This window comes from Leptolyngbya sp. FACHB-1624, from assembly GCF_047649235.1.
Classification (GTDB): Bacteria; Cyanobacteriota; Cyanobacteriia; order Leptolyngbyales; family Leptolyngbyaceae; genus Leptolyngbya; species Leptolyngbya boryana.
The window spans coordinates 5,915,306-5,939,787 of record NZ_CP180258.1 but is presented as its reverse complement, the minus strand read 5'-3'; the positions used below and the strand labels follow the sequence as shown (position 1 = coordinate 5,939,787).

At 48.0% G+C, this 24,482-nt stretch carries 16 protein-coding genes; 10 read left to right on the top strand and 6 right to left on the bottom strand.

Translation table 11 applies throughout. The features are described from left to right. Positions 1-191: 191 nt before the first annotated feature. The 6 genes from crtR to ACMUEV_RS28250 all read left to right on the top strand — a co-directional run bounded on the left by crtR (position 192) and on the right by ACMUEV_RS28250 (position 8,237). Positions 192-1,127 carry a beta-carotene hydroxylase gene (gene crtR / locus ACMUEV_RS28275; RefSeq protein ID WP_017285827.1) on the top strand — a complete coding sequence of 312 codons (936 nt, stop codon included), beginning with the start codon at positions 192-194 and terminating at the stop codon, positions 1,125-1,127. Positions 1,128-1,527: 400 nt separating this feature from the next. After that, the gene (locus tag ACMUEV_RS28270; RefSeq protein ID WP_017285829.1) at positions 1,528-2,964 is read left to right on the top strand and encodes an efflux RND transporter periplasmic adaptor subunit; all 1,437 of its coding nucleotides are present in this window, start codon (positions 1,528-1,530) and stop codon (positions 2,962-2,964) included. Between the two features lie 38 nt (positions 2,965-3,002). Then, a complete protein-coding gene (locus ACMUEV_RS28265) occupies positions 3,003-6,272 on the top strand; it encodes an efflux RND transporter permease subunit (protein WP_190653005.1) in 3,270 nt (1,089 codons plus the stop codon). Positions 6,273-6,363: 91 nt separating this feature from the next. Further along, positions 6,364-6,729, top strand: coding sequence for a phage holin family protein (locus tag ACMUEV_RS28260; RefSeq protein WP_026148352.1), 366 nt, complete (start codon positions 6,364-6,366; stop codon positions 6,727-6,729). 145 nt (positions 6,730-6,874) lie between these two features. Then, on the top strand, positions 6,875-7,132 hold the full coding sequence (locus ACMUEV_RS28255; RefSeq protein WP_017285832.1) for a hypothetical protein: 258 nt from the start codon (positions 6,875-6,877) through the stop codon (positions 7,130-7,132). A gap of 133 nt (positions 7,133-7,265) precedes the next feature. Continuing rightward, the gene (locus tag ACMUEV_RS28250) at positions 7,266-8,237 is read left to right on the top strand and encodes an ABC transporter substrate-binding protein (RefSeq protein WP_190653006.1); all 972 of its coding nucleotides are present in this window, start codon (positions 7,266-7,268) and stop codon (positions 8,235-8,237) included. A gap of 79 nt (positions 8,238-8,316) precedes the next feature. Here ACMUEV_RS28250 and ACMUEV_RS28245 read toward each other — a convergent pair whose 3' ends face one another. Together ACMUEV_RS28245 and ACMUEV_RS28240 are read right to left on the bottom strand one after the other, a co-directional pair. Continuing rightward, complete coding sequence (locus ACMUEV_RS28245; RefSeq protein WP_017285834.1) at positions 8,317-9,156, bottom strand: carbonic anhydrase; 840 nt, start codon at positions 9,154-9,156, stop codon at positions 8,317-8,319. Between the two features lie 15 nt (positions 9,157-9,171). Continuing rightward, positions 9,172-12,945 carry a DUF4912 domain-containing protein gene (locus ACMUEV_RS28240; RefSeq protein WP_190653007.1) on the bottom strand — a complete coding sequence of 1,258 codons (3,774 nt, stop codon included), beginning with the start codon at positions 12,943-12,945 and terminating at the stop codon, positions 9,172-9,174. 200 nt (positions 12,946-13,145) lie between these two features. Between ACMUEV_RS28240 and ACMUEV_RS28235 the strand changes: the two genes are divergently transcribed. Then, positions 13,146-15,185: a PAS domain S-box protein gene (locus ACMUEV_RS28235; protein ID WP_190653008.1), complete on the top strand. Its 2,040-nt coding sequence runs from the start codon at positions 13,146-13,148 to the stop codon at positions 15,183-15,185. Here ACMUEV_RS28235 and ACMUEV_RS28230 read toward each other — a convergent pair. Next, complete coding sequence (locus ACMUEV_RS28230; RefSeq protein ID WP_017285837.1) at positions 15,177-15,905, bottom strand: hypothetical protein; 729 nt, start codon at positions 15,903-15,905, stop codon at positions 15,177-15,179. The genes ACMUEV_RS28235 and ACMUEV_RS28230 overlap by 9 nt on opposite strands. 104 nt (positions 15,906-16,009) lie before the next feature. Between ACMUEV_RS28230 and ACMUEV_RS28225 the strand changes: the two genes are divergently transcribed. Genes ACMUEV_RS28225 through ACMUEV_RS28215 form a run of 3 tightly spaced genes read left to right on the top strand, consistent with a single transcriptional unit; the run spans position 16,010 to position 19,368 of the window. Beyond that, complete coding sequence (locus ACMUEV_RS28225; RefSeq protein WP_017285838.1) at positions 16,010-17,470, top strand: site-2 protease family protein; 1,461 nt, start codon at positions 16,010-16,012, stop codon at positions 17,468-17,470. A 4-nt stretch (positions 17,471-17,474) separates the two neighbouring features. Then, positions 17,475-18,710 carry an ATP-binding protein gene (locus ACMUEV_RS28220; protein ID WP_190653009.1) on the top strand — a complete coding sequence of 412 codons (1,236 nt, stop codon included), beginning with the start codon at positions 17,475-17,477 and terminating at the stop codon, positions 18,708-18,710. Beyond that, the gene (locus ACMUEV_RS28215) at positions 18,703-19,368 is read left to right on the top strand and encodes a GAP family protein (RefSeq protein WP_190653010.1); all 666 of its coding nucleotides are present in this window, start codon (positions 18,703-18,705) and stop codon (positions 19,366-19,368) included. The genes ACMUEV_RS28220 and ACMUEV_RS28215 overlap by 8 nt, the downstream gene beginning before the upstream one ends. A 130-nt stretch (positions 19,369-19,498) precedes the next feature. Here ACMUEV_RS28215 and ACMUEV_RS28210 read toward each other — a convergent pair whose 3' ends face one another. The 3 genes from ACMUEV_RS28210 to ilvD all read right to left on the bottom strand — a co-directional run bounded on the left by ACMUEV_RS28210 (position 19,499) and on the right by ilvD (position 24,453). Beyond that, positions 19,499-20,446 (bottom strand): GDSL-type esterase/lipase family protein, encoded by a 948-nt coding sequence (locus ACMUEV_RS28210; protein WP_190653011.1) that lies wholly within the window; start codon positions 20,444-20,446, stop codon positions 19,499-19,501. Positions 20,447-20,543: 97 nt separating this feature from the next. Beyond that, positions 20,544-22,412 carry a GTPase family protein gene (locus ACMUEV_RS28205; RefSeq protein WP_190653012.1) on the bottom strand — a complete coding sequence of 623 codons (1,869 nt, stop codon included), beginning with the start codon at positions 22,410-22,412 and terminating at the stop codon, positions 20,544-20,546. Positions 22,413-22,767: 355 nt separating this feature from the next. Then, positions 22,768-24,453 (bottom strand): dihydroxy-acid dehydratase, encoded by a 1,686-nt coding sequence (ilvD, locus tag ACMUEV_RS28200; protein WP_017285843.1) that lies wholly within the window; start codon positions 24,451-24,453, stop codon positions 22,768-22,770. Positions 24,454-24,482 lie beyond the last annotated feature (29 nt).

Sequence of the window (24,482 nt, the reverse complement as noted above, 5' to 3'; positions counted from 1 at the left end):
AAGATTTGAACTCTGAACGGCGTTCTAACTGGATTGACCTAAATTGATCTTCTGAAGTTCCCAACTGCAAAAGAATCTACCTTTAGAGAGAAGCGAACGGGTCGATTGCAAAATCTTAGAAAGCCGTTACTTAACTTAAAGACATGCCTTGACGTATACTTTTCTGAGTATTCGCAAGGAGAGACGGTGTGATGTCGGAGGCGGCAACGAAGCCCCTGACGATTCCAAGGGAGTTACTGGGAGCGCCTGGTGATTTTAATCCAACGTTGTTGATCTTTTTGCTGTCGGTCGCGATCGCAATTATCTCGACGTTAGGATATTGGTTTTGGGGATGGGTGGATTGGATTAGTTTCTGCCTTAATGTCTTGGCATTACATATGGTTGGAACAGTCATCCACGATGCCTGTCATGGTGTGGCTCATCGCAATAAAGTGATGAATGCAATTTTGGGTCACGGGAGCGCATTCCTCCTCTGTTTCTCTTACCCCGTCTTTACGAGGGTTCATATTCAGCACCATGCTCATGTGAATGATCCAGAAAACGATCCAGATCATGTTGTATCTACATTCGGACCCTTGTGGATCATCAATGCACGGTTTATGTATCACGAGTTCTTCTTCTTCCAGCGCAAATTATGGAAGAAAAATGAACTCTTTGAGTGGTTTTTGGCACGGCTATCTTTGGCGCTTGTAATCTACGCTGCGTGCCAGTTTCATTTTCTGGGATATGTGTTCAATTTTTGGTTTGTGCCTTTAGCGATCGTGGGGTTAGTCTTGGGATTATTCTTTGACTATTTGCCTCATCGTCCATTTAAGGAACGAGATCGTTGGTTGAATGCGAGAGTCTATCCGAGTAGGATTTTGAACTGGCTGATTATGGGTCAGAACTATCACTTGGTGCATCATCTATGGCCTGCTGTCCCCTGGTATAAGTATGAAGCTGCTTATTATGCAGCGAAGCCAATTTTGGATGAGAAGGGATCACCCCAATCGATCGGGCTTTTGAAAGAAGATTTCTTAGGATTTGTTTATGACATCTTTCTAGGCATTCGGATTCATCGCAAGCCAAAACGCGAAGAAACTCCGATTTCTGAAGAACCCAAAGTTTCTCTCTCATCCAAGCTATGAGCCATCGTCGATCCGGCTCACCTTGGGGATGACTGGGTGCATAGAGTCAGCACAGAGAGTCAACCAAAAAATTCCAGCACAAACAGTGCTGGAATTTTTTGCGCCTTTAGGTGTTCGAGACTATGATAAGGATCTTCTACTCGTAGGGCAAAACTTAGATCGAGTCACAATGCTATGCTCACTCTCGAAAAGATGGATGGAGCTAGTTTTTTTGTTGCTAAGATCTACCTGTGGAGTGAGACAATATGGTTCGTATTCTTAGTAATGTACGAAATGCTCTGGTAGAATTCCTAAAATAATACATCTGTTTCTCAGCTTCTTTAAGACCGCTCGGTAGTTTGAGATCGACGATTTCGCCCCTTCTACCGTTTCATTCAACCCTCCTGACAGCACTTTGAATATGAATGGCGAAAATACCGATCGCGCTGGATTCGCTCAGACAGATGCCCCAGTTTCAGAATTGCCGCCTCGTCGTCCGCGCTGGCGTAAATTTCTGATTCCAGGGTTAATTGGACTTGCAGTTGTTGGCGGATTGGGTTGGATTGTCTTTAATCGGATTATTCTGCCTCTGATGATTGTGAGTCAGATGAAGCCTCAACCGACTCCAGTCCCGTTGGCAAACCCGAAAAGTTCAACGATCGAAGATAGCTCTGACTATGCCGCTACCTTAGATTCTCGGCAATCCATTACGCTTCAACCGCAGGTCAGTGGACAGATTTCGCAAATCTATGTCAGACCTGGTCAGCAAGTGACTGCCGGGCAAGCTATTTTACAAATTGACAATCGCGAACAGCGTGCTCAAGTTGCGAGTCGGCAATCGGCATCGCAAACGGCAGCAGCGGACATTGATTCAGCCCAAGCAGATGTTGAAAACGAACAGCAAACTTTACGATCGCTGCAAGCTCAGCGTGCGACAGCACTTTCAAACGTGCAATTGAACCAGAAAGAGTACGATCGCTTTGTCGAATTGCAAAGACAGGGCGCAACCAGTAAACAAATTCTTGATCAGCGTTTAAATGCTCTACAGACTGCTCAAGCAGCCTTGCGACAAGCAGATGCAGATATTGCTGCGCAACGTTCTGCGATTAGCCGCGCGCAATCCGTCGTTGAGCGAAATCGCCGAGCTTTTGAACAATCCCAAGCCAATATTGCAGAGGGACAAGCTCAATTGCAGTACTATACGATCACTGCTCCTTTTACTGGAACCGTTGGGGAAATCCCGATTAAAGTCGGTGATACAGTGAGTCCGACCTCCCAATTGTTGAATATTACTCAGAATCAGCAGTTAGAAGTTCAGATTCAAGTCCCGTTAGAGCGATCGAGCGCTTTGCGGCTAGGCTTACCTGTTAAACTGCTCGATGATCAAGGCAAAGAAGTACAGACAGGTCGAATTTCCTTTGTTGCCCCGAATGTTGATTCGACTACGCAATCAGTGCAAGCAAAAGCAGTCTTTGAGAATGTGCGGAACTTGCGACCTTCGCAATTTGTGCGCGCGCGCGTTGTTTGGAGTAATCGACCTGGCGTACTCGTGCCTACAACGGCAATCTCTCGATTAGGGGGAAGAGATTTTATTTTTGTTGCTGCTCCGCTAAGTGCATCGGGGTGTTCAGAGCCAGCCGCACCTCAAGGGGGCGGAAAATTTGAAGCGAATCCGGACATGTTAGTTGCAGCCCAAAAGCCGATTCAACTCGGCAGAATTATTGGCAATGAACAAGAAGTCGTCGAAGGACTGAGCGCCAACGATCGCATTATTACTTCTGGAATTTTGCAACTGCAAAATTGTGCTGCGATCATGGATGCTGCTCAAGTTCCTGCTCAACAGTCTTCTCAGCAATAGCCCTCTCACAATAGTCCTTTCACAGGCGTGAATCTATTATGGTGATTTTGTCTGTTTCCGATTTTTTTATTAAACGTCCTGTGTTTGCGACAGTGTGTTCGATTGTCATCACACTGTTAGGGATTGCTTGTATTCCGACGTTACCGATCGCGCAATATCCAGACATTGCTCCGCCTCAAGTTGGGGTGACAGCGAACTACGTCGGTGCGAATGCTGAAGTCGTTGAATCGACCGTCACGAACATTCTAGAGCGCGAGTTGAACGGGATTACTGGCGTTAAGTTCATCAAATCGACCAGTGCCAATAATGGTGTAAGTAACATTAACCTGACGTTTGATTTAGGACGAGATCAGGATTTAGCTGCTGTTGATGTGCAGAATCGCGTTTCGACTGTGCAATCGCGCTTACCTGGTCCTGTGACTCAAACTGGAGTTCAGGTCACTAAAACAAACAATAATTTTCTACTCGCGATCGGGATTTACTCGGAAAAAGACCCCAAGAAAAATCAAGATTTCTATGATGATCTGTACTTGAGTAACTATGCAGATTTGTATTTGAGAGATGCATTGCGACGGCTGAAAGGCGTAGGCGAAGTTCAGATCTTTGGTGAACGAACTTACGCCATGCGGATTTGGCTCGACCCAGAACGGCTTGCTGCTCGAACGTTAACGCCGCAAGATGTCGTGCAAGCGCTCAGACAGCAAAACGTGCAAGTTGGGGCGGGACAGATTGGGCAAGCGCCAGCAGTCCCCGGACAGGAATACCAATATTCAGTCACGGCACAAGGACGACTCAAAGAAGCTGAGGAATTTAATAACTTAGTCATCCGAACGGCACAGTCTGGCGCTTTAGTGCGGCTGAGAGATATTGGTCGGGCTGAGCTTGGGGCTGAGAATTATGGGTCATTGCTGCGATTTACGACGCAAGATCGCGTGACGCATCGAGGCGTTGGGTTAGGAGTGAACCAACAGTTTGGCAGTAACGCGCTAGATGTGGCAAAAGCTGTCAAAGATGAGATGCAACGCTTATCGAGTAACTTTCCGCCTGGACTAAAGTATGACGTAGCATTTGATACGACTGTCTTTATTGAAGCAGGGGCGCGTGAGGTTGTCGATTCGCTGATTCAGGCAATTATCTTAGTTGTCTTGATTTTGTTCTTGTTTCTCCAAGACTGGAGAGCAGCACTGATCACGTCGATCGTGATTCCGATCGCATTTCTTGGCACCTTCATCTTTGTCAAGATCCTGGGATTTTCGATCAATACGCTGACGCTATTTGGCTTAACCCTAGCAACGGGTTTAGTAGTCGATGATGCGATCGTGATTATTGAAGATATCACTCGGCGGATTCAAGATGAAGATATGAATCCAGTGGAAGCTGCGATCGCATCAATGAATACTTTATCTGGAGTGGTGATTGCGACTTCATTGGTCTTGATGACTGTGTTTGTTCCGGTGGCATTTTTCCCAGGGACAACCGGACAACTCTATCGACAATTTGCTTTAACAATCACATTTTCGGTTGCAGTTTCTACCTTTAACGCATTGACGTTTACACCGATGCTCTCGGCATTGCTGCTGCGTCGCGGACAAGCAGCTAGCAATAACTGGTTCTTCCGGCGGGTGAATTGGGGCATTGATAAAACTCGTGATGCTTATGCAAGAAACCTCGATCGCGTCGTGCGCAAAAAAGGATTAGTCTTGACCTTTTTTGCAGGAGCATTAGCGCTGACCTACTTTGTCTATAACCTTGTGCCGCAAGCCTTTATCCCTGATGAAGATCAAGGGGTATTTATCACAATTGTGCAAGCGCCTGAAGGGGTTTCGCTTGGCTATACCGAAAAAGTTTTAGAAAAAGCAGAAGCGATTCTCAAAGCTCAACCAGAAGTTGCCAACATTTTTGCAGTCGGCGGATTTAGCTTTAGTGGCGCAACTCCGAATAACGGAATCATCTTTACTACCCTGAAACCTTGGGATCAGCGTCGCGGTGCAGATCAATCTTTAGACTCGATTATTGGTGGGTTTTTCCCAAAACCTTTCGGACTGTTCCCCAAGATGGCATCGATTCAGGAAGCGGTTGTGCTGCCGTTTAATTTGCCTGCTATTTCTGGAATTGGGAACTTTGGTGGATTTGAGTTTCACTTGCAGGATCGCACTAATTTAGGCTTCCAAGCAATGGGTGAGACTTTGGGTAAATTTATCGGTCGTGCAACCGCTTATCCTTCGCCGCAAAGTCCTCAGATTGCTCAATTACGTCCGAACTTTAACGGGAATACGCCGCAAATCGCGGTAGAAGTGGATCGCGATCGCGCAAATCAACTGCAAGTTCCGCTCGATGATATTTTCAATACCTTACAAGTCTTTCTCGGGTCTACCTATGTGAATGACTTTAACCAGTTCAACCGAGCGTATCGTGTCTATGTTCAAGCGGATCAACAATATCGATCAAACCCTGAAGACATTAAGAAACTGTATGTTCGCAGTACAACTGGACAGATGATTTCGATGGGGAACTTAGTCAAAGTCACCCAAAATACAGGACCATCGATTATCACTCACTACAACTTGTTCCGCTCGATCGAATTAAACGGTGCTCCAGCACCGGGGGCAAGTTCTGGGCAAGCGATTCAAGCGATGGAGGCGGTTGCGAGAGAAACCTTACCGAGAGGCTTTGGCTTTGAATGGTCAGGGCTTTCACTGGAAGAAATCGAATCAGGGGGCGCAGCATTCTTTATTTTCGGATTAGCGATCGTCTTTGTGTTTCTTACCCTAGCTGCTCAGTATGAGAACTACATTGATCCAGTGATCATCATGCTGACTGTGCCCCTAGCAATTCTAGGCGCACTCTTAGCTGTTCTCTTGCGGGGGACTGCAAATGATGTCTACACTCAAATCGGCTTCGTGATGCTGATCGGGATGGCGAGTAAAAACTCGATTCTGATTGTTGAATTTGCCAACGAGGAGCGTGCTGCCGGTAAAGGAATTGCGAGTGCAGTCGTTGCAGCAGGACGAGAACGGTTAAGACCAATTCTCATGACTGCGATCTCAACTGCGATCGGCGCACTTCCTTTGGTGATTGCAACTGGACCTGGAGCGGCGGCTCGTCAATCTTTGGGGACTGCGATCGTCGGTGGGATGGTTGTCGCAACTTTCCTAAGTTTGTTCATTGTTCCTGTCCTTTATATTGTGATTAAAGGATTTGAAGATCGCTTGAGAAAACCTGCAAAACGTCTAGCTCCAGTTGATGGAAGTTTGGACGGCAATAGTAAACATCCCCGTGAATCAGCAGCGACTTCCGAAAGAGATTGAAATCTACCTGGATGGAGAGGGGATTTCCTCAGCAGATCAGTCACGATTAGGGTTAGAAAAAATCCGTATTGATAGATTTGAGGGAAAACTCATGGGATATGTTCTAACGATTTTAGTGACTGCACTGAGCTTACTTGTCGTCGATATTGTTTTACCGGGCGTGAATATTGAAAGCTTTGCAGTTGCGATGATTGCAGGGATTGTGATTGGTTTAATCAATACCTTTGTGAAGCCGATTTTGTCGCTTTTGACGTTGCCGATTAACTTAGTAACGTTGGGCTTATTCTCGATCGTGATTAACGGTATTTGTTTTACCCTAGCGGCGGCTTTAGTTCCAGGTTTCCAAGCACACGGACTGATTTCATTCCTCGTGGCTCCGGTGATTCTGTCATTGGCAAGTACCTTCTTGAATAAGTACTTTGCAGAACGCAACGCTGATCTGAAGCCAAACGTCTAGATGACTCGAATCTGATCAACCCCCAGTCGGTAGGCGCGACATCTGGGGGTTTTCAGGTAACTTTCTAATACAGATCCTGCCCTGAAGGATAAAAAAATGTATTATAAGCTACAGATTTGACTCTTCGCTTCAGAGAAGTTTGCTTATGTCTCTTAATTCAGAAATTTATGGGTTCGATCGATCGGGTGCTGGCTGGCAGATGCTTCAAGCACAATCGATTTCCTGCGCTCCGCGATTTACGCCATCGATGTGGGTGCAGTTGCTCAATCCCCCGACAGCTTACAGTTCTGACCAGGGGCGGCTTCTTTGCCAAGTGGCTGAGGATCAATGGCTCGCTTGGGTTCCAGAGTATGGCGAACTTTTGCTGACGACTGATGAGTTTTGCAGCTTGAGCGAGGACTGATTGGCGATCGTCCGCAAGAATGCTTAATTCTACCTGTTCTTTCTAAATTGAATTCTACTCTCAGTTTAAAATCTATATTCAGCGCCAGTTCCGCAAGAATCTGGCGTTGTTTTATGGTTCAAGGAATCTGTAGATGCTTAAGCCTCGGTCTATTAGCCTGATCATCATTGCCTGTATTACGTTTTTCTGGTCAGTTGCTTGCTCTTCTCAATCGACTCCTCTCGCTGTGTCTGCAACGCCTTGGTCTGGCTATTCAGGACATCATATTGCTATGAAAAAGGATTTTTATGGACAAGCAGGACTGAAAATTCAAGACCTGTTGTATCAGTCCACAACTGAGCAAGTTGATGCATTTCTAGCTGGGAAAACGGATTTGGCTTGGGTGACAACCGGAGATGTGATTGACATGGCTGGAAAAGACTCCAGTCTGAAAATTATCTTTCTGTGCGATTACTCTAATGGGTCAGATGGCATTGTCGGGCGCGGAATTAAGACTGCGGCAGATCTCAAGGGCAAAACAATAGCTCGTGAAAATGTATTGTTTGAAAAGGTTTTTCTGCGGGCTTATTTGGAAAAAGGGGGGTTGAGCGAAAAGGATCTCAATATCAAAGATATGTCTGCTGCTGCTGCTGCTGCTGCATTTAGTGCACAGCGGGTGGATGCTGCTGTGACTTATGAACCTTTTCTGAGCAAAGCCTTGAAGGAAGGTGGTGGAGAGCTTCTCTTTAGCACCAAGGGCACAAATTTAATTGCAGATGTGCTCGTCACGCGATCGCAGTTGATTGCTGATCGCAGAGCCGATTTGCTGACATTTCTGAAAGCAGTTGATAAAGGAATCAAACTCTTAGAAACTAGAGATGAATCTGCGCTCTTGCTTGCTGCTCAACGCTTAGGGATTTCATCTTCCGAACTGCGTGAACAACTGGCGGGAATTGCATTGTTTGATATCGAGGGCAATAAAACGATCGGGTTCAATCCCCAAAACCCGAACAATGCGATCAAAAATTTTGAGCTTGTTGCGAAAGCTGCTTACGATTTCAAAGTCGTTCAACAACCGCTAGATGTGAAATCTATCTACGATGATTCGCTTGTGAAAGCGCTTTAAGAGCGCATTGTAAAAACATCACTTTGCGTTCAATGCTCAAACTTTTTAAGGGGCGACGATCCGCCCCAAATAGTGCATTCTACCGCTTTGATCCTTGATAGATCCGTTGGGCTTGCTCAGCCGTCAACCAAGGCATAACCTCGGTTTGAGGGACAGGCTCAGCGGATTTGACTTGAGAGCGAATCGTCACAGGTTGGCGCAACTGACCATTGCCATTGTCCTCTTTGTGAGGCAAATTACAAGCCACGGGTGGCGCGCTGGTTTTCTCATAAAATGCGCCCAGTTCACGCGGCGAAAGCTGGCTTTGAGGTGGCACATAAGCATGGGTCTCCGGATCAAATGCCAAAAGCTCACCCGTTTCAATGTGATAAACCCAGCCGTAAATTTCTAGCTTGCCTTGATATAGACGGGAATGAACGACCGGATAAGTTTTGAGATTTTCGATTTGAGTCAGGACGTTTTCTGCGATCGTAATTTCAAGCAATTCTTCGCCGCTGTACTGACTGTAATTTTCTTTGACTAATCTGCGAGTTGCCTCAGCATGTTTGAGCCAGTCATATACTAGGGGCATGTCTTCCTGAAGCTTGTTCAACTTCAACAAGCCTTTCATTGCGCCACAATGCGAATGTCCACAGACAATAATTTGCTGAATGTCTAAAGCCGCGATCGCATATTCAACCGCTGCTCCTTCTCCGCCGTTCGCGGCTCCAAACGGTGGAATAATATTGCCTGCGTTGCGAATCACAAACAGTTCACCAATACCCGCTTGGGTGATCAAATTTGGATCAATCCGCGAATCCGAGCAAGTAATGAACAGCACTCTGGGCTTCTGCCCATGCGACAGTTCCTCAAGCTGATCCAAATGAGACGGCACATAGCTTTCCCAAAACTGCTGATGTCCTTGAATTAACTTTTTCATTCTCCCTTCCTGTTATCATTGCCACTCATCGATCGCTTCATCCTTGGTATTCGTATTGCGGCTGGGGGTTTCGCGATTGAACTTCAAATGAATCGATCGCGTTTGTTCCCCATCTTTCGCGACTGCCAAGATCGGATAATCGATTAAACCATCTTGGAAGGACATCTGGAATCGGAAGGTTCCGTCTGGATTGAGCGGAATGATTTGTCCGCCGATCGAGACAGTCGCATCCGGTTCTGTTGCCCCGTAGATAATCAGTTCCGCATCTGCAACCAGCCAGAATTTGCGCGGACGAGCCGGAATCGCACTACCTGAGAACATGCCGACTCCTGACATGCCAATGCCTGACATGCCCGAAACCGTTGGCAACGCCCACATTCCCATCCCCGACGGGAACACAAACGAACTGACAGCGGCAGCCGGAACCTGCTGCATTGAACCGAAAATCGATCCAGCCATGCGTTGCAGTTCTGCGCCTTGTGACAGGTCGAAGATCTGATCATACATGCCATTCGGACTGCCTATTTCACTTTCAGCGGCGGGTGATCCTAATGTCAAGAAAGTTTTACCTGTGAGTTCTTCTTCCCAGTCGATCGTGACGAATTGATCGTTTTCCCAGGCAGACGGATAAGCTGGAGGAATGCGTACAGAGTGTGATCGCGCCAGCATCAACCAGCGTCCATCTCCAGTCATGTACCCAATTTCTGCAATGTAATCGCGATCGCTGACAGGAATCGGCAAATACCAATCGCGCGCCATTTCGTCACAGGCAAACTGCTGCAAACTGTGCGGGCTTTGATGCGCTAAATCGACATCCGTGACATCGTACAATCGCAGCACTAAATTCTGTCCGCCTTGATTACGCAGTTCGGATTTGTGTTCGTTAGGAATGTCCCAATAGGCGTAAGCCCATTGCGGATCGCGCGGCATCAGCACAATCCGACTGTCCCCGTAGCCGTCGGGTAAATCTGGTAAGCCTTCATCCACATCTGCTAAAGCTTCACTCGACAAATCGGTCTGTCCGACATCAAACCGAGCTGATTCTACGATCGTTTGACCCTCATCCGATCGTGCCATTGCCATACCGACCATTCCGGTAGCGATTCCGCCGACTGCGGCGATTCCGGGTAATGCAGATTCGTCTGTAGATTCGTCTGAAGATGCTGCGCTTGCATCGGGTTGAGAAGGATCAATCATGGCAGGTGTCTCCTGAGTGTCGGGCACTTCTGGCTGAGGAGATTCAAGATTGGCTTCTTGATCTGCTAAGCGAGAACCTGCGATGCCTGCTAACCCTGCTGCTGTTGCGGCTCCACCTAAAGCAGCAATTTCTGGAATAGAAGAACTTGCTTCTACAGATTCGACTTCAGAAGTTGCCGCAATTATAGGTGGCTCCTCAAGTTCGATCACTTGTGCTTCAGAATTATCCATAATTGAGCGCGCTTCATCGTCGGAGATCGGCTCAGCATCGATAATTTCTAGATCAGAAGATTCAACACTCGCAGGAGTTTCGTCGATGTCCTCTGGCTCGATCACTTCTTCTAACTGCGGTTCTGGATCAATCCCGGAAAAATTATCTCCCGCTTGCCCCATTCCTGCCACTCCCAAGGCAGCAGCACCACCGAATGCAGCAATTTCTGGAATCATGCCTTGAGCATTGTTTGAGTTTTCGACCAGCGGTTCTGTCGCGTCAGTAGCATCGATCGGTGCAACGCCTTGCTCGAACGCTAACTGCTCGTAAGAAGGTTGTGGAACTGCTTCGACAACGCTGGGTGCATCATCAAGATTCAGCTCGATCGCAGGTTGGTCGAGTATGGCATCTTCTGGCGCGTCTAAATCCTCGATCGCATCTAACGTTACAAGGGGTTCCGGCTCGGGTGGGACTCCCGATCGAGTCCGGTTCATCCAAGCCGCAGTCCCTAATCCAGCTAACCCTAAAGCGGCTGCACCAGAGAGATCAAAATCGGATTCAGGCGGAGCTTCGGGAGGTTCGATTGAAGGTGCAGTCATTTCAATCGGCGGCATCTCTCGAATTTCAACTAAGGGGCGCTCAGGCACAGCAGTCGGCTCGACCTCAATTGCAGATGCAGCAGTCGTTGATTCAGGAACGCCCTCGACATCAGAGTGCTCTAATGCTTGCTCTAATTGTGATGCTGCGGCAGCGGCTCCAGCACCCGCAACCTCAGCAGGTGGCTCGACTTCACTTGTGGATTGTGGGATCGGTTCAGGACTGTCACCCGCATCAGCACGTCCTAATTGTGATGCTGCGGCAGCGGCTCCAGCACCCGCAATGACGGCTGCTCCACCCATTGCAGCCGGTGGAATCGTCGGGGGTTGAACTTCCGCGATCGCTGCGCGATCCGATGAGATCACAGATTCCGCGCGAGAAGCCAGACTGATATCAGGTTCGCTCGGAGTCATGAGTGGCGGAGGTGGAGGCGGTGCTGTTGGAGCAGGGGATGGAGAGGGCGCAGCAGGTGGAACTTCAGCAGTTGAGGGAGTCGATCGCCGACCGCGTAAAAGCCAACCTAAAAGCAGTGCTCCCAATCCGAGTGGCAGTAACCACCAGAGCCATCCTGGAATACCACTATCGTTGTTACTCGTGTCGTTGTTAGACGATGGTTGCGCATTGGCAGATCCAGCCGGAACTTGCCCGACGATCGTTGGTTCATTGGCAGATCCAGCCGGAACTTGTTCTGCAATCTTTTGCGCATTAGCAGTTGAATCTGGGGCTTGTCCATCTGGAGCTGTGCCTGAAGTTGAATTTGGAGTAGCAGCCCCAGCAGGAGAGGGGGCGGGAGCGGGAGAAGAACCTGCACCTGCGCCGATATTTCCTGGATTTCCTGGATTCAATGAGGCAACTGTTGCAGCCGTTCCAGCGGCAAAGAGAGTCGCAGGATCTAAAGCGAGTGAAGCCGGATCGCTTTCTGTGGTTTGAACTAAATTACGTCCTACATCCGAAGTAATGTAACCCAACAGTGCAGCGGCTCCCGGAGAAGGAGTCGCCTTATGGACGTAGTAGAACGGCTGTGAGAACGGATAGCGGGGATCATTCGGCAACGTGTTGTGCATGGGCACGATCCGGACGCTGGAATTCCCTAAAACTTGATTGGCAGGGGCAAAACTGATGCCGTCTTGACCGAGCTGTTGGGCAACCGCTTGGGTGCTGTCTTCAGGGGTACGAATTGGACTGCTGCTGCTGACTGACTCAGACGGTTGAATGAAGACAGAATAGTTCCGAAATGCTGTCCGGGTGTCACTGAGATCGGGGCGATCGATAAACCGAATCTTTCCAGGTGCGCCGCCTAATTCTGACCAATCGGTGATTTCACCCCGAACGATTTTGACGAGTTGAACAACGGTGATCCCGCCTTTGAAGGGATTGTCTGGACTGGTGATAATGGCAATTTTGCCGCGTTCGAGGGCAACAGGCACTAAACCTTCTTGGCGTTCGGATGCGGTGAGCGGACGACCGATCGCAGCGAGGTCGATTTTGCCATCGCGCAATGCCTGTAATCCAGCTGGCGTGCCCGAGTAGTTGAGATTAATGGTGCTGCCTGAAAATTGCTGCTCAAATCGTTGTTTCAAAGCCTGGTTGATGGTTACCATACTGCTCGAACCATCAATTTGAATCGTTGTCCCTGAGGGCACAGAAGACGGAAACGGGAAACTTGTGGGCGCGGCTTGAGCCAAAGTTTGAGGAACAAAGATCGATTCTAGGGGTTTTACCGTTGCAACAGTCGTTAACAGCAGCGCAAAACCGAGCGCAGACGATTTTTGGTTTGGCAACATTAATTCAAACGCCTCTTACACCAGTGCAGATCTTGGATTTTGCAAAGTATTATATAGCGATCGCTCAAAATCCGCCTCTGCCAATGCGTTGAGGATCTTGCGATGTGATCGAGCGCACCCGTAAGGATGATTCTATCGCATTGGTAAGCGCCTAGTTTAAATCGGGAACTCTACGAAAGATTCCTGTATGAAGATAGGCAATGAGTGTTGAGCAGTGGACAAACCCCAGTTCCAGCGGGCGCGATCGCGATTATCAGATTTTATTAGACGCAATCCCAGATTTAATCTTACGGATTGATCGCAACGGGGTTTGCCTCGACTATCACCTCCCCAAAAACTTCAAAGCATACGGGCGAGAATTCGATTGGTACGGTAGACGCTTAGATGAAATCATTCCAGCAGAAGTCGCTCAACAGCAGATGGAATATGTTGCATCTGCGATCGCGACGAATGAGATGCAAGTGTATGAACAGCAGATCGAATGGAACGATGAAATTCGATACGAAGAAGTTCGAGTCCGCCGTTACAGTGAGACAGAAGCTTTAGTCCTGGTTCGCGATATCAGTGCCCAAAAAAATGTGGAGAAGGCACTGACACAAAGCGAAGCTCGATTTCAACGTCTGGCAACGAATATTCCCAGTATGATTTATCAGTTTCGGCTTGAGCCGGATGGAACTGTGAGTTTTCCGTTTGTCAGCCGGGTTTCTGAGCGCATCTATGAAGTCGAACCCGAGTTAATTCAAGAAGATCCAGGCTTGCTGATTGGTCAAATTCATCCCGACGATCGCGCATCATTTGAAGAATCGATTCGACACTCAGCAGAAACGCTTGAACCCTGGAAATGGTCAGGGCGGAATGTTCTGTCTTCTGGCAAGATCAAGTGGATTGAAGGACATTCACAGCCGGAACTGCAAATTGATGGAGCGATCGTGTGGGATGGCATTGTCACTGATGTCAGCGATCGCAAGCAGCTTGAAGCCCAGCGCCAGCAGGCAGAATGCGCGATCGCAGAAAGTGAAGCGCGGTTTCGCAGCTTTGTGGAAAATGCCAATGATTTAATTTGTGCCTTTTCGCCCACGGGTCTCTTTACTTATATTTCTCCTAAAGTCTTTGAAATTTCTGGATTCTTAGCCAAAGAGCTGCTCGGCAAACCCTTGTCCGACTTTATTCATCCTGAGGATTTGCACATTGTTCAAGCTTCCATCGAGGAGCTTTTGAAAACTGGAGAGCGGCAATCTGCGATCGAGTTTCGGGCTAGACGTAAAGATGGAGACTGGTACTGGGCGTTGTGTAATACGTCTAGCATTAGAGGCTCGAACGGAGGACTCGTCAGTATTTTGAGCATTGTGCGCGATATTAGCGATCGCAAAGCCAATGAAGAAAAGCTTAGACAACAAGCGATCGATCTAGAAAATGCCTTGCAAGAACTTCAAAAAACGCAAGCGCAACTGATTCACAGTGAAAAAATGTCTTCTCTGGGGCAACTCGTTGCCGGAATTGCTCATGAAATCAACAATCCCATTGGGTTTATTCACGGCAACATTATTCACGCCATGAATTACTTTCAGGATCTTGTTGCGTTGATTAAGTTGTATCAAACTCATGAGTGTCATTCAATTCCAGACATTGAAGCGTTTATCGAGGAAATCAATCTCGATTTTATTTACAAAGATCTGCAAAGTATCTTTGATTCAATGCAAACCGGAACAGAGCGAATTCGAGAAATTGTGTTGTCTCTGCGTAACTTTTCTCGACTCGATGAAGCGCAACTGAAGCCTGTGAACATTCACGACGGGATTGAAAGTACCTTAACGATTCTGCAAAGCCGACTGCATCAGGCTGAGTCGAAAATCATAGTTTCAAAGTTCTATAACCAACTGCCGAAGGTGGAATGTTTTGCGAGTTCTTTAAATCAAGTCTTCCTCCAGATCTTGACGAATGCGATCGATGCAGTCAGCGAAGTTTGTGCGCCAGTGATCGAGATTCACACCGAATTTATCAGTGCAAACTGGGTGCGAATCCGAATTCTAGACAGTGGTGTCGGGATTCCTGAATCGGTACAAGCTCGCATGTTTGACCCATTCTTTACGACGAAACCTGTGGGCAAAGGTACTGGAATGGGTCTGGCAATTAGCTATCAAATTGTCACCGATCAACATCACGGCAGGTTGAAGTGCCAATCTAAACCCGGTCAGGGGACAGAATTTACGATCGAACTTCCCATTCGTCAATCACAGTAAAGGCTGTTGTTTGACACACTGCTCCAAATCAAGCTGGGCTAATTTCTCGTAGGCGTGATCGATTGCTGTTTTGCCTCGCAGTAAGCCAATATTTCCACCCGGACAAATCCAATTCAACGTATCGCGATCGAAGCGATCGAGTAATTTTTGCACATTGCGAATTTGCCGCAGCCAGTGAAACGTTTTCGCAGTCCTGAGCGGTACAGGATTGCCTTGAGAATCTGCGACTAAATGCCGTCCCGAAAAGAGCACACCGCCGCACGCATTCAAATACACACAGGCGGTTCCAGGCGAATGTCCTGAAGTCCAAATGACCTCTAGATGTGGCGAGATCATTAAATTTTCCTGAAATGGAGTGACGGTAAGATTCGGGAGTAAATAGGCTTCTTGCTCTTGAATGATCACGTCGCAGTGAAACGCCGATTGGATGTCGCGAACTTTGCCGATTCCGCCGCGATGCGTGATCACAAGCTGTTTTACACCCCCTTGGGCATCGAGAAACGATCGCGACTGCTCATCCCACGCTGGGCAGTCGATCAGCACATTTCCCTCTTTTTCTACAATGAGATAGGATGTTCCACCGAGTGTGTCACGATTCGGTGGAAATGCGAAAATTGGGACAAGACGATCCTGCGCACAGGTTTCCTCAGTCAAAACCAGACGTGGAGCTTTTGCAGGGCGTGACTGGGGTGTTAAAGGAATTGAAGATTCTAGGGGCACAAACTTCTAAATCGTTCAAACTAAAGAATATGGCAAACCGCCACCGTTGATTGTGCCAGATCCTGCAATTCTCTTCCATGCCCTAGACCCCTTTTTTTCGGCTCATGATTTGGCTTCTGCTGCTCGGACTGATTACCTATCTATTTATTACCCAGTGGGTCGCAAGTCTCACGCGCACGCCCGTGTGGCTACTGTGGCTGGTGGCAATGCTGCCTGTCTTGATTCTGTTGATCTGGACCGTTGTGTCACAAGGACAGACGATGCCCCTGAGATATACCGCAATTTTATTTGCAGGCTGTTTGGTGTTGTACTTATATCTGATTCAACGAGGGCGCATTTCTCGATCAGAGCCGATCGATGAGCCAGTTCCGCCCGAACCGATTCCCGATCTGCAACCTCCCAGTCTTGCCAGCCTCCGCCCTCTCAATCCAGCTGAAGAATCGAATTTGCAAACCTGCTTTCCTTGGTCAGTTTTTTACCTGCGGCATTTGGAGTATCATCCGCAGGGAGTTGTTTGCCGTGGACAACTGAGAACTGCGCCGGAAAAGGCATATGACATCATTCGGACCAATATTGAAGCGCAGTTTGGCGATCGCTTTGATGTGATTTTTCAGGAATATTTTCCAGGAGAGCCATTTTTTGAATTGGTGCTGAATTCTGTGCCCGCGTTTGAAGCAAAACATCAGCCGGGTGCGCTGCGTCCTGGATTTGCGTTTGTGCTAGGATTTCTCACGCTATTTACGACGACTTGGGCAGGATTGCAGGTGGTTGGACGAGTGCCAACGATTCCGGCACTATTGGAGGATGGGTTTCCTTATTCGATCGCAATTTTGATGTTTTTTGGTGCGCGCAGTTTTGGGTATTTCATCACGGCACGGAAATTTCAGGTTGCAACGACGTTGCCGTATTTTATTCCGATTATTCCACTGCCCTTTTTCCCCGTTGGGACGATTGGGGGCTTTACGCGGTTGGCATCGCGGATTCCGAATCGCAAGGCGTTGTTTGATATTGGGCTAGTTGGGGCGTTTTTGGGGTTGAGTGTTAGCATTCCGCTGTTAGCGTGGGGCTTGGTGCAGTCGGAATTGGTCGGGGTTCAGGGACAGGCCGGAATTTTTCAGTTTCGGGCGCTTGATCCAAGATTGTCGATCGTGCTTGCCTTGTTTAGTAAGTTAGTCTTTGGGGAAGAGTTGACCGCGGAGGCAGCGATTCGATTACATCCGACAGCGATCGCGGGGTGGATCGGATTATTATTCACGGCATTTAATCTCATGCCGATCGGGCAGCTTGATGGTGGGAGAATGGTTCATGCTATCTTTGGACGGCGGATCGGGGCGAGAATTGGTCGGATTTCGCGATTTTTATTGCTTGGGTTGGCGATTGTGTATCCTCATCTGCTGCTTTGGGCGGTTTTATTATTGTTGTTGCCTGCATTAAATGAACCGACATTAAATGATGTGGTTGAGGTTGATGGATGGCGTGAGGCAATTGGATTTATGGCGTTGGTGATTCTAATTCTCTTAGTGTTACCTGTGCCAAAGTTTTTAACGGCTGTGTTGGGAATGTAGAGTGATGAAAGGATTGGTTCAGAAATGTCGATCGCTATTGGTGTATCGCGATGTCTTTGAAGATGCGATCGCTGGTGCTTTTCTCACTGTACTAGAGAATCTCGATCGCCCTGAAATTGCAATTCGGGCTTACGCAGATTGGTTTTCAGCGTTAGCAAAACTCCGGCAAGGCTGGAAAGATTACTTACTGAATCGAATTCTGCTTTCAGAGAATGCGTTTACTCAGCAAGCGCATGAAAGTTTTATTCCCGATGAATTGATCCATGCGGTTCGGCGTGATGCCCGAATTCTGCAAGAGGTTTATCAACTTGGGTGTGCTCAATTTGCTGAGTTATTGGATCTCGTTCCTTGGCGAGATCATTTGATTCAGGTCGATAGTCGTTCTCGGTATCAGGAGTTTGAACGAATTCAGAAACGCTTAGAAGTTTCTGAAGATTGGGCAGGTGAGTTTATTGAGTTACTCTCGTTCTATCGCAAGTTTGGAACTGGAAGGTTTGCCGAGTACTCTGCATTCCGTTGGCAGAATGGGAAATTAAACGCGATCGCGACTCCTGATCCGGTGCGACTCGATGCCTTAGCCGGGTATGAGTCTCAACGCGATCAACTGTTGCGGAATACAGAATTTTTGCTGGCTGGATTACCTGCACTGCATATTTTGCTGTATGGCAGTCGTGGTTCAGGGAAGTCGTCGCTGGTCAAATCACTACTGGGTAAATATGAGAATCTGCGATTGATTGAAGTGGCAAAGTCAGAATTGAGAGATTTGCCTGCGATCGTAGAAGGATTACGCAATCTACCTCAGAAGTTTGTCATCTTTGTCGATGATTTGTCGTTTGAAGAAGATGACGATGCGTATAAGGCATTAAAAGTGGTTCTAGAAGGCAATTTAACGGCTCGCCCTCAGAATGTTGTGGTCTATGCAACGTCGAATCGACGGCATTTGATTCGAGAATTTTTTGACGATCGCCCTAGACCTAGAGATGCCGATGAGATTCACAACTGGGATACTGTGCAAGAGAAACTATCGTTTAGAGATCGCTTTGGGTTAACGTTAACGTTTGAACCTGCGGATCAACCGACTTATTTGAAAATTGTGCATCACCTTGCAGAGCAGGCGGGCATTTCAGTAGATGATTTAGAGTTTCGGGCGTTACAGTGGGCGACGCGACACAATGGGCGATCGGGAAGAACGGCTCGCCAGTTTGTTGATTTTCTCAAATCCGAACTGACGCATGAGTGAATTACTTTGGACAATTAGCGCGATCGCGCTCTTGGATAGTATTAATCCGAATGCAGTTGCAGCGCAGGTGTATCTATTGACCACACCAAAGCCTGTTCCGAGATCGATCGCATTTATTTTGGGTGAAATCTTAGCGGCTTGGATTGCAGGAATGCTGATTGCATTCGGCATGATGCAATTAATTGCAAAAGTATTCAATCAATTGGGTGCGGTTCTATTCATTTTGCAATTTCTTTTAGGAATTGCACTTTTATATCTTGGCTGGAATTTTCAGAAATTGATATCGAAAACAGCAGTGAAACGCCCAAAGTCATTGAAACCGAGCGATATGTTTCTCTTTGGATTCATGCTTGCCTTCACTGAAGCGCCAACGGCACTGCCTTATCTCGCTGCGATCGAACAAATGACTCGCACGAATCCATCTTTGACAGAGTTAGCATTGCTCTTACTGTTTTACGATGTCATCTTTGTTTTGCCGTTGATTCTGCTCGTGGTCGTCTATGTCATCGCTCAGAATCGTTCTACTCAAGCGATCGCGCTCATTCAAGAATTTGTAAGCCGCTGGTTTCCGGTTCTGTTTCAAGTTGTGCTGATTTTACTCGGCATTGTGTTAATCGCTGATAGCATCGCACAGGGATTTGGGCGATCGGTGATTTGAATGCTGCATATCGACGAGTTCATCACAATCAATCTGATAGGGGGGTAGGAAAATCGGTTTCTTTCTCCCCATCTCCCCACTCCGCAAAATTCATGCGATCGACAACTACATTCCCCGCTCAAATCTCAGATCAATTTGCCAGAACCGGAGCCGCCGCGACCCTTGTATCAGAATCCTGGAACACAGTCTGCCAAGTTGCATAGCCTTGAGATGTGAGATGAATTCCATCGGTCGTATATTCCGATAGGATCTGACCATCGTGATCGGCAAATTGTGCAAATAAATCGAGATAGGTTGCTCCTTCTTGGCGTGCAAGTTCTTGCAATTGCTGATTGATATGGATAATGCGATCGCTGGGAATCCTGGGGGTGCGAGTCGGTAAGATTGATTCGACAATCACCTTGGTGCGAGGATGCATTGCGCGAAGCTGCTTGAGAATTCGCTGCATATTCCAAATAATTTCAGCATCGCTTGCCCCCATTTTCAAATCATTCACCCCTGCCATTACGTAAATTTGATCGGGGCGGGTGTTCGCAATATCCGGTAAGCGCGCCAAGATATTCCAAGTCGTATCACCAGAAATGCCTTGATTCAGCCAGATTTGAGACTGCGGTAAGCGATCGCCCGGAAACCATAAACTTAAGGAATCACCGAGTAGAATCGAGAGTTGACGATCGCCATTGCGTCTTGATACCGCCTTCGCTTCTAGAGCAAGTAATTTTCGCCACTGTTCATACGTCGGCTGAACAGAGGAATTTTGCCAAATTTCTCGGAAACTGTCGCTGGGCAATCGGGTGTAGAGTTTGCCGATTTTCAAAGCAGATAAGCGTTGCAGGTAAAGTTGTCCACCCGATCGAGGCGCAGACACCAGCGGGGCAACCTCTGAAGAAAACTCAGGCTGGATCTCCACTTCAGGTCGAACTGAAACCGTCGAACTCAACGGAGAAGATGCGATTCTGGGTTCAGTAATTGAGATCGGGAACTTTTCTGGCGGGAGCGAAGTCGGAGGAACGGATACCGATGGTGTGGGTAATACCGCAGATGCAAACGTCAAGGCAAAGACGGTGGGGGCTGTCATAGACTGCTCGGAGGATTGCTGTTTATCCCTAATAACGTGATAAATATTACACAGTCAGTAGGGTTTTGCAATCCTTCACAGAAGATTTGTCTAAATTTCACAGTGGTTTTGCGTCTAAGTAGTGGCGGTAGCGGATTTCCAGATTTTCGATCGATAAGTTTTGTGTCCAATATTCGGTTAACGCATGCCCAAATGCCCATGCGACTCGATCGGGGGTCGATGAGCTATCGCTCAGAATTGACCATAAGGCTTTAAAGTCAAGCGGGGCTGAGGGTTGCAGCAATTGGTAGAGGTCATACGCCATTTGCAATTTACCCACGACGATCGGTAATTGCTCGATCGGGATTTGTTCTGCGAGTAATAGGGCTAATGTGGGTGAACCTGTCGCGATCGTGGACAGAAATCTCAGAACGGGGCTTTTTAGAAATGCGGTTAAGCCTTGAGTTGTCGCCATTTGAAAGGTATAGCGATCGATAATCTTCGCGGCAGTTGCAGTGCGGGCATCAATGTTTTTGAGAAACCGGGCGAGCCGCGCTTGTTTGACTGGATCAAGGCTGTTCAGAATCGCGATCGATAAGTCATCCACGCTCCAAGCTTCTCGATGTTCACCCGCTGTGACGAGTGGCAAGACGAATGAAGCAACTTCGCCCAACACGTCTTGACGATAGGCAACCGCTTCTCGAATCGAGACTTCTTTGGGGCGATCGCCGAATTGCCAGTTGTACGGTGGAGTCCATTCTCGAATCGGACGTAAGCGATCGACTTGCGTGACGATCGCAAGGGTTGGCAGTTCTTGCGCCTTCAGTGCATTCAAGAAGTCCAAATCCATTTGCAATGCTGGATCGAGTGCAGGCGAAACGAGTAAAACTAAGTCTGTTTTTGCAGCATAATCGAGGACTTGCTGCCGAAAATCAGAGCGTTCAACCTGCTCATAGCCCGGTGTATCCCAGAGCGTTAAAGTCTCTCCACTCTCTGTTTCCCAACGATAATCTTGGATTTGATCCGTCGAAGGCAGTGCATCGACTTTTGCCTGTGCTTGCACAAACAAGGTATTGATCAAACTACTTTTTCCGGCTCCAGTTCGACCGACAAGCAATAAGCTAACAGGCTTTTGTGCGACTGTTTCGACGGGTGTTGCTTGAGCAATGACTTCTTTTAAGGTTTGGAATTTTGCAGGTGTTTCAATCGCAGGTAGAACAGGTGCAGCCTTGCCGCTATAGAGTGAGATCGCTTGTCTTGCGAGATTTCGCAAAACTGCTTCTCGCAACATTTGGCTAAGATTGCCTAGGAGTTCTTGAGTTGCTTTGCTACTACTACTTTGTGTTGCAGTTCGAGCAACTGCGACCGCAGGATTGAGAAACCATTGCGCCCAGTTCCACACTCGCAGCACTTTCCGCGCAGAAGGCTCTAGTTTTTGATAGATCTCATAAGCTTGAACAGCTTGTCCCACGGTGACTTGATTCAAGACAGGTGCAAGTCTTTGCATCCATTGATCTAAGTCATCCACAGTTCCACGCAACAGTGAGTACGCTTGTGGAACATAGATATTCAGCAGCGGCTTTTGAGCATCTGGATAGTAAATATTTGCGATCGCGCGAATCAAACTCTGACAGCGTTGCCAAAAGATGTTCCAGTCCTGCCAGATGGGCGGATCGAATTGTGCTTCAGCTAAGATTTTCTGAACTTCGGTTTCGGCTTGTCGAGTCGCATTGGTTGCAGGAGAGTCGCTGAGTTCGATTGTCTCTTCTGAGAGTTCAGCAACGATCGCTTCAACTTGACTGAGTGCAGGCTGTGTCCATTTCACCAGCAGCCAGCGCCACCCGACGAAGATTACTGCCACGATCGCCCAAATCCAGTTGATTCCCCATTCATGGATTTGGAGTCCTGCTGAAATCAGCAGAAAGCCGATCACAACTGCGATCGGGAGTGCCAAAACGATCCACTGCCAAATCCGAAGTCGCACCATAGTCTGATTCCAATGGTTTTCTCCATGCTAGGGCAGATTGGGGAGAAGATTGTTGGGAAAAAATTTGAAGTTTTGAGATGGAGAGTGGAGAGTGGGGAGTAAGAGGATGTTTGAAAAGTATCGTTCATCGCATTCACCCGCCCCCGGACTGGAAGTCCAGGGCTAGTTGAACGAAGTCCACTGAAGGGACTAACAGCCAATCAAAATCAGGTCTTCAGTCCTTTGAAAAGGACTTCGCACTGTTAGCCCGGAATTCTATTCCAGGGCGAGCTAGAACGGAGCGAGGAAATTGTTGATGCTTTTCAAACACCCTCTAAGGCATCATTCTAGTTTTCTCTCTATCTCTCTACTCAAATCAACCCAATCCCAAATCCGTCACTGCCCCCAAACTGCTCGACGAGACCAATTTGGCATACTTTGCTAGCACGCCTTTGGTATATCTCGGTGCAGGGGGTTTCCAGGCAGCGCGGCGTTTTTCTAATTCCTCTTCGGTTACATTCAACTGAAGTAAACGAGCGGGAGCATCGATCGTAATTTCATCGCCTTCTTGAACCAGTGCGATCGTACCGCCGACAAACGCCTCCGGTGCAACGTGTCCGACAACCATGCCGTAGGTTCCACCCGAAAAGCGTCCGTCGGTGATCAAGCCAACTGAATCGCCTAAGCCTGCGCCAATAATTGCCGAAGTCGGTGCGAGCATTTCGCGCATTCCAGGGCCACCCTTCGGACCTTCGTAGCGAATGACGAGAACATCGCCTGGATTGATCTGGTTTGCCAAAATCGCGTCTAGACATTCTTCCTCAGACTCAAACACACGAGCGGGGCCTGTAATCTTCGGATTCTTCACGCCTGTGATTTTCGCAACCGATCCTTCTGTCGCTAAATTGCCTTTGAGAATCGCTAAGTGTCCAGTCGCATACATCGGTCGATCCCAAGGACGAATCACATCTTGATCCGCACGCGGCTCTTCGGGAATGTCTTTCAGCCGTTCTGCGATCGTTTCTCCAGTAATTGTCAAACAATCTCCATGCAGCAAGCCATGAGCTAACAGCATTTTCATCACCTGCGGAATTCCACCCGCCCGATGCAAGTCTGTTGCCACATAACGACCCGAAGGTTTGAGATCACAGAGCACCGGAACCCGTTCGCGAATCGTTTCAAAATCATCAATCGTCCAAGGCACACCCGCTGAATGCGCGATCGCTAAAAAGTGCAACACAGCATTCGTCGAACCACCCACTGCCATGATCACTGAAATCGCATTCTCGATCGACTTGCGCGTAATAATGTCTCGCGGCAGGATTTGATTGCGAATCGCTTCAACTAAGACCTTTCCAGCCAGTGCGGTATTTTCTGCTTTTTCAGGATCCACCGCCGACATCGTAGACGAATACATCAAGCTCATGCCCATCGCTTCAAATGCCGAGGACATCGTATTTGCGGTATACATTCCACCGCACGAACCCGCACCCGGACAAGCACTTCGCTCCACGGCATACAGCATGGCTTCGTTAATTCTGCCAGCACTGTACTGTCCAACCGCTTCAAACGAACTAACGACAGTCAAATCTTGTCCGTCTAAATGACCCGGCTTAATTGTGCCGCCATAGACAAAAATCGCTGGAATATTCATTCGTGCCATCGCAATCATGGCTCCCGGCATGTTTTTATCACACCCGCCGATCGCGATTACGCCGTCCATACTTTGCCCGGTGCAAGCAGTCTCGATCGAATCGGCAATCACATCTCGCGAGACGAGAGAATATTTCATCCCTTCCGTACCCATCGAGATCCCGTCACTAATCGTAATCGTGCCAAACATCTGCGGCATACCGCCTGCCGCCCGAATGCCTTCTTCTGCTTGAATGGCAAGCGGTGCAATTCCCATGTTGCAAGGCGTAATCGTACTATGAGCACTTGCAACCCCGACGATCGGCTTTGTGAAATCGGCATCTTGGAATCCCACAGCGCGCAGCATCGCACGATTGGGCGATCGCTGAACCCCCTGAGTGATAGCTTGGCTTCTTAGATTTTCGGGCATGATCTTTCTCGCTAGTCTAAAATCGGTCT